The sequence below is a fragment of the Nostoc sp. genome, from assembly GCF_036918015.1.
Lineage (GTDB): Bacteria > Cyanobacteriota > Cyanobacteriia > Cyanobacteriales > Nostocaceae > Nostoc.
In genome coordinates this window covers 112,506-125,262 of the sequence record NZ_JBALEO010000074.1, presented here as the reverse complement: position 1 = coordinate 125,262, position 12,757 = coordinate 112,506, and the positions used below count along the sequence as shown (strand labels likewise).

At 43.7% G+C, this 12,757-nt stretch carries 10 protein-coding genes; 3 read left to right on the top strand and 7 right to left on the bottom strand.

The features are described from left to right. Positions 1–82: 82 nt before the first annotated feature. On the bottom strand, positions 83–1,303 hold the full coding sequence (locus tag V7K61_RS20685; RefSeq protein WP_335056339.1) for an ABC transporter substrate-binding protein: 1,221 nt from the start codon (positions 1,301–1,303) through the stop codon (positions 83–85). Positions 1,304–1,528: 225 nt separating this feature from the next. Here V7K61_RS20685 and V7K61_RS20680 point away from each other — a divergent pair, with 225 nt between their 5' ends. Next, on the top strand, positions 1,529–2,950 hold the full coding sequence (locus V7K61_RS20680; protein ID WP_335056117.1) for an MFS transporter: 1,422 nt from the start codon (positions 1,529–1,531) through the stop codon (positions 2,948–2,950). A 198-nt stretch (positions 2,951–3,148) separates the two neighbouring features. On the opposite strand, the gene accD is transcribed toward V7K61_RS20680, so the two are convergent. The 6 genes from accD to V7K61_RS20650 all read right to left on the bottom strand — a co-directional run bounded on the left by accD (position 3,149) and on the right by V7K61_RS20650 (position 11,095). Continuing rightward, positions 3,149–4,099 (bottom strand): acetyl-CoA carboxylase, carboxyltransferase subunit beta, encoded by a 951-nt coding sequence (accD, locus tag V7K61_RS20675; protein WP_335056115.1) that lies wholly within the window; start codon positions 4,097–4,099, stop codon positions 3,149–3,151. A 639-nt stretch (positions 4,100–4,738) separates the two neighbouring features. Continuing rightward, a complete protein-coding gene (locus V7K61_RS20670) occupies positions 4,739–5,566 on the bottom strand; it encodes a prepilin peptidase (RefSeq protein ID WP_335056113.1) in 828 nt (275 codons plus the stop codon). 267 nt (positions 5,567–5,833) lie between these two features. Further along, a complete protein-coding gene (locus tag V7K61_RS20665) occupies positions 5,834–6,094 on the bottom strand; it encodes a hypothetical protein (RefSeq protein ID WP_094347451.1) in 261 nt (86 codons plus the stop codon). 90 nt (positions 6,095–6,184) lie between these two features. Then, entirely contained in the window at positions 6,185–7,273 is a 1,089-nt protein-coding gene (gene leuB / locus V7K61_RS20660; protein WP_099102670.1) for a 3-isopropylmalate dehydrogenase, read from the bottom strand. A gap of 236 nt (positions 7,274–7,509) precedes the next feature. After that, positions 7,510–10,278, bottom strand: coding sequence for a cation-translocating P-type ATPase (locus V7K61_RS20655; protein WP_335056109.1), 2,769 nt, complete (start codon positions 10,276–10,278; stop codon positions 7,510–7,512). A gap of 295 nt (positions 10,279–10,573) precedes the next feature. Next, entirely contained in the window at positions 10,574–11,095 is a 522-nt protein-coding gene (locus tag V7K61_RS20650) for a hypothetical protein (RefSeq protein WP_335056108.1), read from the bottom strand. A 441-nt stretch (positions 11,096–11,536) separates the two neighbouring features. Here V7K61_RS20650 and V7K61_RS20645 point away from each other — a divergent pair, with 441 nt between their 5' ends. Together V7K61_RS20645 and V7K61_RS20640 are read left to right on the top strand one after the other, a co-directional pair. Further along, on the top strand, positions 11,537–11,962 hold the full coding sequence (locus V7K61_RS20645; RefSeq protein ID WP_335056106.1) for a universal stress protein: 426 nt from the start codon (positions 11,537–11,539) through the stop codon (positions 11,960–11,962). Positions 11,963–12,262: 300 nt separating this feature from the next. Further along, a complete protein-coding gene (locus V7K61_RS20640; protein WP_335056104.1) occupies positions 12,263–12,748 on the top strand; it encodes an SRPBCC domain-containing protein in 486 nt (161 codons plus the stop codon). Positions 12,749–12,757 lie beyond the last annotated feature (9 nt).

The following is a 12,757-nucleotide window of genomic DNA, read 5'->3' as shown; positions in this document are numbered from 1 at the left end:
CCTTTGAGGATTTAACTATACCAACCGAGGAATGGACAAGAAGTGATTTTGTAGAGGCAAGAAAGATTGCTTAGACTAAGTATTACTCCATCGCCCTAATTTGCTGATTAGCTTCATTCTCTGCCTTCAGCATTGCTTGTTTTAATGGTTGTTGTCCCAATAAGGCGCTGACGAATTGGTTATCAAAATTATTGACGATCGCACCTGGATATTTCCCCACCTGCCACGGTGTAGCATAATTAACTCCTGCCACTAATGGCGATCGCAGTGGATCTTGGTCATAACCCAAATTCTTTGCTACTGATTTACGTGTTGGCAAAGCAAAGCCTGTTCCTGTCCACTTCTGCATTCCTTCTTTACCTGTGAGATAAGAAATCAACTCCCAGGCTTCGGCTTTATGTTGTGCTTGCTTATTCATTACGTAGGCAACAGTAAAGACCATCGTGCCTTTTTTGTTATTAATAGTAGGCAATTGTGCGGTAGCAAACTCTACTTGGGGAAAGGTTTCAGTTAGATAGGGAATTGCCCAATTACCCTCAATCACCATTGCCACTTTACTTTGACCAAACATTTCACTACCTGAGTTTGTCCCCACATCAGATTTTTGGGCAGAGGAGCGGTCTTTTTGATACTGGTTTACTACCAACTCTAAACCCTGTAAACCCGTCTCACTGGCAAAGGTAGCATAACCGTTTTGATTGATGAGTTGTCCACCAAAGGCTTTAATCTTATAAGCTTGACGCGCTAATTCTGGAATTTCCCCAAACCCATATTTGTTAAGTTTGCCTGTCAATTGTTTCGAGTAGTTACGTAATTCATCCCAAGTCGCTGGTGGACTACTCAAGCCGGCGGCGGCGAAGGCTTTTTTGTTATAAAACAGAGCCAGGGTGGAATAGTCTTTGGGAAGACCATAAATCTGGTTCTGATATTTAAAACTGTCGAGTAGGTTATCCTCAAAGTCTGCTAGGTCAAATTTGGGGGTGATATAAGCATCTAACGGTTCTAAGACATTTTGACTCATCAAGAAAGGAGCTTCCAGCGCATCTAGATAAAAAACATCGGGTGCAGCTTCCCCAACCAAACGAGTTTTAATTACATCCATGTATTGGTCAGAAATTACCTCATATTTGACCTTAATCGTTGGATGTTGTGCTTCAAAGTCTTGCAATACTTGTCTCAAGAGTTTTTGCTCAACGGGAGAACCTCCCCAACCACTGAGTTTGATGGTGATTGCGGTAGATGCTAACGGTTTGCTTGGCAATTGTAGGCTTTGACAAGCAATAATAGCGATCGCGATCGCCATCACCAATGCCAAAAAATTAAATAATCCTTTAGTGTTCACAAACAACTAATATTCTCTTTCTTCGCTTATACCTTGTGTTACGAAGGAATGATGTTTTACTTATTTAAAATTTTTGTTGAAAATTGCAAGCTAAAATAACGAAAATTATCAGCAATGCTAATTAAAGCATACTGAGTTTCTCTGCAACCGGATTTATCCAGGGTACTTCACCCATAAGCATAGATTATGGATTCTGTTCAGGTTGAAACAACTGCGCCACTGACTCTAGAAATTACCCAGATTGCCTCATCACCAATAGCAATCTCTCCAAACTCTCGAATTCCCAAGGATACTATTCGCACTAGTTTAAAAGCTTCCACTGCGGATTCTGTCTTAGCATCGGTTTACTCTCTTGGAACTGGCGGGATTTTACTCAGCAATTTATTGGTGGAATTGGGTGCTAGTCCAGTGGTATTTGGGATGCTATCTTCTATCCCGATGTTGGTCAATCTCATTCAGCCGTTGGGTGCTTACTTGTCAGAACGCAGCACCAGCCGCTTTCAATATTCGCTTCGGACACACGGAATTGGTCGGCTGCTATGGCTGATTTTAGTAATTGGGATTGCCAGCGCCAGTTGGGGAGTGGTTGATACTCACCAGTTAGTCATATTGACACTGTTGATTGTCCTATTCAGCAATCTTTTGGGAGGACTAGGAACTGCATCGTGGCTAAGTTGGGTGGCAATGATAGTTCCCCGGCGATTACGAGGCAGGTTTTTTGGGACACGCAATAGTGCTGCTAACCTTACCACTTTGGTTTGCGTACCAATGGCCGGTCTAGTTGTATCACATTGGTATGGGGGATCTCTACAAGGTTATGGAATAGTTCTACTGGTAAGCGTTGTGTTTGGGATTATGGGATTAGGATGCCAGTATTTCCAGGTGGATATGAATCCACTATCGCAAAACACTTATTATGGCAAGTTAACTCAAACAAGTGAGATTCAATCAGAGGTTGCAAAAGATGAATTTTCTGAAGTGCTTCAATCAATTCATCCACCACAAGACCAATTAGCTAACAGTGTTTGGAAAAACTCTAACTTTTTGATTTTTCTGCTGTATTTCAGCTTCTGGACACTTGCTGTTAACCTCAGCAGTCCTTTTTTTAACCTCTATATGCTGGATACGCTGGATTTGGATGTGAGCTATGTGACTATCTACAACAGCTTTCAGGCGGCGGCGACTTTGCTAATGCTTATCCTGTGGGGAAGATTAGCAGATAAGATTGGTAATCGTCCCATCCTCATCTGTATTGGGATTTTGGTTGCAGCTACACCATTGCTGTGGCTGGGGATTAGTGTTAATCGCCTTGACATCTGGTTGTGGCTACCTCTGTTACACATCTTAGCTGGAGGGACTTGGGCGGCAATTGACTTGTGCAACAACAATATACAATTGGCGATCGCACCAACTAAAAATCAGTCTATCTATTTTGCGATCGCAGCTGCCGTTGCTGGAGTAAGTGGTGCTTTGGGCACAACTATAGGCAGTTTCATCGCCCAATTTGCCCAGTCTGGAGGTTTACTAAGCTTGTTTGTCCTCTCTGCTCTATTCCGACTAGTAGCCCTGGTTCCACTCATGTTTCTCCAAGAGCCAAGCAGAAGTTAGGAGTTAGGAGTTAGAAGTTATACCAATTTGAAAAAAGGATGCGACAAATAGACCATTTGTAGAGACGCGATTCATCGCGTCTTTACCCAAGGATGTGTTGCAATCATTAATTGAATTGGTATTAGTAGTTAGAAGTTAGGAGTTGTAAATTTTTAACTCATAACTCATAACTCCTAACTCATAACTTTTAACTTTTGTTTATTCTGCGGCGGTAGAAGTCAAGGACATTGTTTCCCACAAAACCATGTGAGGTGTTGTTAATACCGGCTGGTGTAGAGCAATCAGCTGGGTTAGGGTGTTCTTTAATTGGGTACGGGGTACGATATCATCAACAAAACCATGCTGGAGCAAATCTTCAGCAGTCTGGAAATTTTCGGGTAGTTTTTCCCGCAAGGTTTGCTCAATCACTCGCCGACCAGCAAAACCAATGGTTGCCTTGGGTTCTGCCAAAATTATATCGCCCAACATTGCAAAACTAGCGGTAACGCCGCCCGTTGTCGGATTGGTCAAAACTGGGATATATAATAATCGAGCGTCTTTATGGCGCTGTAAGGCTGCGGAGATTTTCGCCATCTGCATCAAAGAGAGCATACCTTCTTGCATTCTCGCGCCACCGGAGGTGCAGATGATAACTACAGGATAGCGTCGTTGAGTGGCTTGCTCAATCATTCGGGTGAGTCTTTCTCCCACGACGGAACCCATACTACCACCCATGAAGCGGAAGTCCATAACCCCAAGGGCAATAGGCAAACCATTGATTTGACCTAAACCAGTTCTAACTGCATCTATTAAGCCAATTTTATCTTGTGTTTCCCGCAAGCGATCGCTGTAGAGTTTGCGATCGCGAAATTCTAGCGGATCGGTTGGACGCAAATGCTCGTCCATCGGTTTCCAGGTATTATGATCTATCAATTGACGGATGCGCTCATCGCTGTCTACCCGATTATGATGACCACATTCGACACAAACCATCTGATTGGCTTTCAAGTCTTTTGTATATGCCAACACGCCACACTTAGAGCATTTATGCCACAGACCATCAGCAATTTCACGTTCTTGGCGTTCGAGGCTGGTAGATCCTGACTTCCTTCGATTTGCAAACCAATCAAATAGAGACTTTAAACCACGTGATTCTTCGTTGTTAGCCATTTTTTATTTTATTTTAAGTGGGTATGAGGTCGAAAACATTTCAAACCGTATTGGGTTGTCCTTATTCATAAGTCATTTGTCTTTACTAATGACTTATGGATACATCGTTAAACTACGTTTTTAAGCAATTCAGACCTTAATTTTCGTCTTTGGTTGCCAGCTTAACGAAAATACTTATACCAATACAAGTCTCTTGCTCTTTTTTTCAGCAGACTTAATTATATGGACGTAGTGACAAAACCATGAGAATACCAACCTCCAAATAAGATGCTTTCCCCCTCCCACCCTAATCAATTATTTGTATTGCTGGGTTTTGAACAATCAGCATCTGTTGCACTAGTTGTACTTGCCAACGGTTAATCGTCGTTAAGAGGGTAATACAAGTCACAAGCTGAATATTATCAAAATGTGAAGGGCAGATGGGGTAATGTTGGTTACAGTCACGAATTATAAATATTTCTTATGAAAGGGCATAAGTTATGGGTATTGGTCATTGGGCACAAGAGGCAGAGGGGCAAGGGAGCAGAGGGGAAAATCTTACTGCAACTTCCTTCTCCCCTGCTCCCCTGCTCCCCTGCTCCCCTGCTCCCCTGCCCCCTTGCTCTCCTGGCTCCCCCACTCCCTGCTCCCTACTCCAATTCAAGACGCTGGAAAAAATAACCGCAGGTAGCTAGACAAAATGGCTTCGCCGCTAAACAGGGTAATCACAGATCCTAAAGCCAGAAAAGGGCCAAAAGGTATTTTTTGTCCTAATTTTTGTCGCGATCGCTGCATAATTAAAATACCGATGCCAATTAATGCTCCCAGCCCACAGGCAATAAAACTAGCCAAGAGCAAATATTTCCAGCCTAACCAGGCTCCCATCATGGCTGCTAACTTGGCGTCACCTGCACCCATTGCAGTTTTCCTAAAGGCAATTGAACTCAATAGGGCGATCGCATCAAACAGCCATAAGCCTAATACTGCACCAACTATCGCCATCATAAGGTGATTTACCAATGCCACAAAACTACCTTCTGGTAGAAAACCAACTACCATTTGAAACAAAATCCCTACCACTAAACCCGACTGAGTAAGTGGATTGGGTAGGGTCATTGTATCTAAGTCGATGAGTGATAGCGCCAATAGCCAACTGCAAAAAGCCCAATAGCCTATTGTTAAAGTCGAAACTTGAAATACCAAAAAAATTAGTAAAAAAATTATGCCCGTCACCCCTTCTACCACGGGATAACGGACAGAAATTTTGCTTTTGCAATATCGACACCGCCCTCTTAAGGAAATCCAGCCGAACACTGGTACGTTGTCGTAAGCTTTTAGCTGGTTTAAGCATTTAGGACAACGAGAAGGCGGCCAAAGAATTGACAACCCAGCAGGTAGGCGATAAACAATAACATTGAGAAAACTACCAATAGATGCACCCAAAGCAAAGACCATTACACTCGCCGGGATGGCGAACAAAATGTCCATACAGTCATTTGTCCTTTGTCATTTGTCCTGTGTCATTTGTGCTTTGTCATTTGCGCTTTGTCAATGACTAATGACTAATACTTCTCTACGAGAGGCTGCACTTCCACTACGCTCAGTGACCACGCCAACGACTACGCGGTAGTTGAATCTCGACTTCGCTCGATTACCGCGCAGCGATGCACTGAGCTTGTCGAAGTGTCGAAACTCAGTACAAGTGACCAATGACTAATGACCAATGACTAATGACCAATGACTAATGACCAATGACTAATACATGTGGGATTCAATTTGACTTAAGGGTACAAAACACTCTTGAGGTAAAAGAACTGGTTGGTTAGTAAAAATAACCTTACCTCGATGAGTCACACGATTAATTGCTACACCGGAAGGTTGCCCAGCGATTTCGGGATGTACTTCACAGTGAGTATAGTATATCTGCCCAGCAGCTCTAATTACAGAGGGATCAATCAAAGGCGATTGGTTCTTTGGGGCGGTAAAATTTACTTGACCTTGTCGTAATGCGTACACTATCGACTGTTATTTGATTGCTAGATTTCCCTTTAGTCTACCCGAAACTTATAGCAAAGGTTGCCAAATTGCCCAAGTTGCTATACAAAATTATTTTTGTTCGATAGCTTTGATGAGTGAGTCTCCCATAGCGCGGCAACCAAGGAGATTTTTGCCTGGAGAAATTATATCCCCGGTGCGATCGCCTTGTTCTAAAACTTGCAATACGGCTTGTTCGATGCGATTTGCCGCTTCTGGTTGGTCTAAACCGTAGCGCAACATCATCGCCGCACTCAAAACCTGTGCTAGAGGATTTGCCTTATCCTGTCCAGCAATATCTGGGGCGGAACCATGAACGGGTTCAAATACACCAGGCCCAGAAGCACCCAAACTAGCTGAGGGTAACATCCCAATACTACCTGTGAGCATGGCAGCAGCATCAGAGAGAATATCACCAAACAAGTTGCCTGTGACGATGGTATCGAACTGCTTGGGAGCGCGTACCAACTGCATCGCAGCATTATCTACATATAAATGAGAGAGTTCGATATCTGGATATTCTTGAGAAAGTTGGGTGATGCGATCGCGCCACAACTGAGATACTTCTAATACGTTCGCCTTATCCACCGAACAAAGTTTTCCACCGCGTTTTCTAGCCGCCTCAAAAGCCACTCGTCCAATGCGTTCAATTTCTGATTCGGTGTAAACCATTGTATTTACACCGCGTTTCTCACCGTTTTCCGTAGCAAAAATCCCTTTAGGTTTACCGAAGTAAATCCCGCCAGTGAGTTCGCGCACCACCATAATATCCACGCCTTCAACAATTTCGCGTTTCAAAGTTGAGGCGTCGATTAGCTGGGGCAAAATTTTCGCTGGGCGCAAATTGGCAAATAATCCCAAACCTGCACGCAGTCCTAACAAACCTGCTTCTGGGCGTAAATTGGATGGCAAAGAATCCCACTTATAACCACCAATGGCTGCAAGTAACACAGCATCACTGTTACGGCAAGCCTCTAGAGTAGCAGATGGTAGGGGTTCCCCTGTGGCATCAATTGCTGCACCACCGATAAGGGCTTCTTGGAATTCAAACTTCAGATCGAATTGCTTCCCTACGACTTTCAGTACATCTACCGCCACTGCCATAATTTCAGGGCCAATACCATCGCCGGGTAGTAGAGTAATGCGGTAGTTCTGGGTCATAGCTGGTTCTTACTAGGTAAATGCTTACAGATTAAATATCATACCTAGCAAAATGTACTGATGGAGTTTTTAATTTATTTGGGTGTAGCTCTAACGTAATCATCTGGCATTGGATGAAACGACTAAAAAAGTCCTATATCCCTAGTAGTCTGTCAAATTCATTTTGACGGTTAGAGAGACGCGATAAATCGCCGTCTCTACCGTAATTTATCCATCAATTATTTATTGACAGATTACTAATTGAGCGGATCGAAACGCTGCAAGATGAGAGCTATAAACACCACTGGCAAACCTACACCCATACAAATGAGAGCTTGGATAAATGTTAAAGGTGTAGTGTCAAACACTTGATTCATCATGCTCCACTGACTGAACAGGCATTGTAAAATCACCACAACCACAATTCCGATCGCAGGTGCATAGGCTACGGGTGTGCGTTTACCTTGGATTCTGGCAACTAGAGATGGTAAAAACTGGCTAATACTTAACAGGTAAAAGACTTCTGCCGCCACCAGCCCATTAATTGCCATCGTGCGCGCCAATGGTTCATTGCCTGTAGTTTGAAGTATCCATTGAAACATCCCAAAAATTACCAGCCAATTGAAGACGGAAATCGCGATGATGCGCTGGAGTAACCCACCCGATAAAAGTCTTTCTCTGGGGTTGCGCGGTGGTTGTTGCATCACGTGTCCAGATTTTGGCTCAAAGGCAAGGGGAGCAATCAATGCTATGGAACTGACCATGTTGAGCCAGAGAATTTGGATTGGTAAGATGGGAAGCGCGGTTGCTAGGAGAATGGCAATCAAAATTGTCATGGATTCGCCAACGTTAATCGGCAACAAGAAGGCGATCGCTTTTCGCAAGTTGCGGTAAACCCCACGCCCTTCCTCCACAGCGGCTTCTATTGAGGCGAAGTTATCGTCAGTTAGCAGCATATCCGCCGATTCTTTAGCAACTTCTGCCCCGGCTATGCCCATCGCTACACCAATATCTGCCTGTTTGAGAGCGGGAGCATCATTGACACCATCTCCAGTCATCGCAACAATTTCACCCTGAGACTGCAATGCTTTTACCAGATCCAACTTTTGTTCTGGAGCAACTCGCGCAAATACCATACCTTGTTCAGCCGCTTGGGCAAATTCTTTTTCATCCATCTGAGCTAATTGCCGTCCGGTGAAAACTTGTGCTTCAGTCGAGCAAATTCCCATTTGACGGGCGATCGCAGCTGCTGTTAGCGCATGATCCCCAGTGATCATCTTCACCTGAATTCCAGCAGATTGACAGGCTTTTACTGCGGCGATCGCTTCCTCACGAGGCGGATCGATAATACCTTGAAGTCCCAGAAACACCAGTCCTCGATCGATATCATTGCGATTTAAAGAGCGCTTAGTGGCAACTTCTTTGCTGGCGAACGCCAATACTCGTAACCCTTGGTTTGCCATGCCAGCAACTTCCTCTTCCACTGCGGCAGGATTGAGACGAGCGAGTTGTCCTTGAGCATCGAGCAGGCGATGCCTGCGGCGGTAAACTACGCATCGTTGGAGAATTGCCTCTACAGAACCTTTGAGATAAATCACATTCAGCGATCGCTTTGCATCCAATTCATGCAAAGTCGCCATGTACTGGAATTGAGACTCAAAGGGAATGGTGTCTATTCTGGGTAATTCTTGTTCTAGATTCCCTTGCGTCAATCCCGCTTTATTGGCAGCCGCAATCAATGCTCCCTCAGTTGGGGTTCCTACTAAGTCCCACTGTCCGTCTCCCCATTCGATATGAGAATCATTGCACAGCAATCCTGCTTCCAGAGATTCCCAAAGAGCAACATGTCCATCTGCATTGAAATCAACAGGTTGTCGATCGATCAGGATTTCACCGTCTGGGGCATAACCAATACCGCTAACGGTGTAACGTTGTCCACCTGCATAAATCTTTTGAACCGTCATCTGATTTTCAGTTAACGTCCCAGTTTTGTCAGAGCAAATAACGGTGGTACTTCCCAAAGTTTCCACAGCAGGTAGCTTGCGAATAATCGCCTTACGTCGTGCCATCCGGGAAACTCCGATCGCCAAAGTGACGGTAACAATTGCAGGTAATCCTTCGGGAATCGCGCTGACTACCAGAGCCACAGTCGCTTTGAAAACATCAATCCAAGATTCGCCTTGTCCTAATCCAACTGCAAATGTCAGAGCAGCTAAAGCTAAAATGACATACAACAAGCTTTTGCTAAACTTGTCAATATTTCGCGTCAGTGGTGTTTTCAGATTTGTGCTGCTTTCAATTAACTGGGAGATGCGACCGGTTTCAGTTGCATCTGCGATCGCGACTACAATCCCTTCTGCCTGTCCAAAACTAACGAAACTTCCGGCATACACCATATTGCTGCGTTCGGCTAACGGTGTTTCCACAGCCAGTGATGGCGTTGCTTTCTCCACCGGAACGGATTCGCCTGTTAAGGCAGACTCATCAACTTGCAACCCACGCACACTTAATAACCGCAGATCCGCAGGTACTTTATCCCCAGATGCCAGCAATACCAAATCACCCAGAACAAGTTCAGTCGAAGCCAGACGGGTTTTTTGACCATCGCGAATCAAAGTTGCTTCGGTAGTGACAGCTTTGGATAAAGCAGCGATCGCGCCTTCTGCTTTCGATTCTTGAATGTAGCCAATGATGACGTTAATTAGGGTGACACCAAAAATTACTCCCGCATCTAGCCAATCTCGCAGCAGCAGCGTCACCACTCCCGCCGTCAGCAAAATATATAGTAGTGGTTGATTAAATTGCTCTAAAAATTGTAGCCAAGGACTTTTTCCACTTTTACCAGTCAGTTGATTTGCACCCATCTGCTGGTGTCGTTTGGTAGCTTCTTTATGGGTCAAACCTGCTTCGGGATTGCTGGCTAACGTTTGCACAACCTTTTGTTCGCCCAAAGTATGCCATTCATAGTTGAGTAAATCTTTTGTTGTCTGGGCAAAAGTATTTGTAGCGATCGTATTTGCTGTCATTTTCGTCTCCAAAAAATAATTCGTAATTAAGGGGATGTTTGAAAAGTCATGATTGATGTATGAAATATTTTTTACCCCACCCTAACCCTCCCCGTATGTATTGGGGAGGGAAGCAAATTTTCCGGTTTCCCCCCTTTATAAGGGGGGATTAAGGGGGGTAATAATTCGATTTAAATCACAGCAAACCACTTTTAAAACAACCTCTAAGACTCATCAGATTTAATCTGGATTTCTCTGTTTGAATCTGTATCTTTCTTTTTTCAAATTGGTGTTATTACAAGAATCTTTGGCTAAGTTAATAAATATGCCATTCCCGCACACCCCAGTCACGGAGAATCGATTCTGCTTGCCAGATTTCATCTGTTGTTCCCTCTACCTTCACCAAAAATTTTTCTTGGCAGGTGGTTGGCTCACAGAGTCTAGCTTGCCTTTCGGGAGCAAACCAACCTTGAAATGCGCCATAAACACTGCCAAAAATCGCACTCGCTCCACCCGCCAGGAGTGTACCCACCACAGATTCAACTGCTAATGCCGGCCCAAAACCGGGAATAACTAATACGCCAAGTCCGGCTGTTAGTGCCAGGAAGCCCCCGGTTGTTCCTCCTGTAATTGCACCTGCTTTAGCACCTTCGATAGGAGTTATGGGATGTTTACTCGCATTAGTTTTCTTGTGCAACTTTTCGTCTTCAGAGTCTAAAGAGAACACAGAAATTTTCTGCATAGGAAAGTCAATTGCTCTGAGTTCATCAAGCACCTGTGTTACTGCCTGACGGGTAGAAATGATGCCGGTTGCATTTTTAACTGGACTGAAATTCATAACAACATCTCCTATAAAAATTAGTAAGTTTAAAACGAAGCTTTATAGCGGTTATTGCTTGGGTGAAGTACAATTTTGACCTCACTTCCATTCCTCTCTCCTGCAAGGAGAGAGGCTTTGAATCTTACTCCCCAACGCTAGTAGGGAAGGGGTTGGGGGTTAGGTCTGTATTGGACTAAACTGGAAACCGCTATATTAATCTCCAAATAGTAAAAAACTATAGTTTTCTAGTGTGAGCATGAACCGTATTAGTTCGGATATTCGTTTTAAACCTCAATTGGGTTAGTTTCGTTTCTCTGCTTCTTTTCCAGGATTACTGATGAATGTGAACGAAAAGTGAATAAATCGTTTATCCTACTTAATTTCACTTTTAAATCACATTTGTCCCTCAAACTAAAAGACAATACAAGTAAATGAAGTAATTGATTATTGGAGTTGGAGATGAGCTTTAAGAAGATTTTGGTAGCAGTCGATGATTCACCTGCTACTGCAACAGTGTTTGCAAAAGCGCTGGAATTAGCCCAAAAAGATGCTGCTCAGTTAATGATTTGTCACAGCATTGAGCTAGCAACTTCTAGTCAACTCACTGTAAATTTAGTAGACCTAGAAATAGAAACACGACAGGCACAAAATTTACTCCAGTCGTACTATCAGAAAGCGAAAATACAAGGCATTATGGCAGAATCCAGTTCTCAAACAGGAGATCCTGGGACTAACATCTGTGATTTAGCCCGGAGTTGGGGAGCAGATTTGATTGTGCTTGGTCGTAGAGGACTTAAAGGATTTGCCGAACTTTTAGCAGGAAGTGTGAGCAATCACGTCGTTCATCACGCTCCATGTTCCGTCCTGGTTGTTCAAGGTCAGTAGTTCCTTCATAACTGTCTACCAACCACCTAATTTTGCTGTTAAAACGTAAGTTTTCCACGAATAGTATTCATTATGTTTTACAAGAAACAATTTAGTTTCCTCATAGTCCACCAAAGAAACTTTGCGGGGTTTATTTTATGGTAGGAAAATCAAGTTATTTTCTCACCCTGCTTCCCCTACTTTATCTGCCTACCTTCACCCGTAATTTTTGGGTTGGTCGATTACTAGGACTAGAATACATAGGGTTATTTTTAGCAGGGATAACCGTTTTAATTCTGGTTTTTATATCAACTAATATCCATGAAAATCTACACTGAAATTGAAATTCAGGCATCCGATGAGCAGGTCTGGAACCTACTCACTGATTTTGCCAGTTTTCCACATTGGAATCTGTTTATTCGTCAAATTAGTGGTTCGCTGAGTGAAGGGGCACAGCTAACCGTTCACTTTCAGCCTCCGGGTAGAGATATTGTGACCTTTCAACCTACGGTGATTACGGTAGAACCTAATCGCAAATTGCGCTGGTTATGGCACTTTTTGATGCCAGGATTATTTGACGTTGAACATAGCTTTATCATTGAACCGTTAGCAAGCGATGGGCTACGCCTACGCGTCCGCTTTATTCAGCAAGAATCTTTCCAGGGCTTACTAGTACCTCTGTTGGCTCGTCGATTAAATATTGAAGTTCGCCAAGGGTTTGAAGCCATGAACCAAACATTGAAAACCAAGGCAGAACGCATTGAACTAGGGACTGGGGATTGGGGACTAGGGATTGGGGACTCTTAAGATTTCGGA

What these genes read in the sequence shown, in the direction of transcription:
- V7K61_RS20650 (WP_335056108.1), bottom strand. Translation starts at nt 11,095, where the DNA reads ATGAATTTCAGTCCAGTTAAAAATGCAACCGGCATCATTTCTACCCGT.
- V7K61_RS20655 (WP_335056109.1), bottom strand. Translation starts at nt 10,278, where the DNA reads ATGACAGCAAATACGATCGCTACAAATACTTTTGCCCAGACAACAAAA.
- V7K61_RS20685 (WP_335056339.1), bottom strand. Translation starts at nt 1,303, where the DNA reads ATGGCGATCGCGATCGCTATTATTGCTTGTCAAAGCCTACAATTGCCA.
- V7K61_RS20680 (WP_335056117.1), top strand. Translation starts at nt 1,529, where the DNA reads ATGGATTCTGTTCAGGTTGAAACAACTGCGCCACTGACTCTAGAAATT.
- V7K61_RS20640 (WP_335056104.1), top strand. Translation starts at nt 12,263, where the DNA reads ATGAAAATCTACACTGAAATTGAAATTCAGGCATCCGATGAGCAGGTC.
- accD (WP_335056115.1), bottom strand. Translation starts at nt 4,099, where the DNA reads ATGGCTAACAACGAAGAATCACGTGGTTTAAAGTCTCTATTTGATTGG.
- V7K61_RS20670 (WP_335056113.1), bottom strand. Translation starts at nt 5,566, where the DNA reads ATGGACATTTTGTTCGCCATCCCGGCGAGTGTAATGGTCTTTGCTTTG.
- leuB (WP_099102670.1), bottom strand. Translation starts at nt 7,273, where the DNA reads ATGACCCAGAACTACCGCATTACTCTACTACCCGGCGATGGTATTGGC.
- V7K61_RS20645 (WP_335056106.1), top strand. Translation starts at nt 11,537, where the DNA reads ATGAGCTTTAAGAAGATTTTGGTAGCAGTCGATGATTCACCTGCTACT.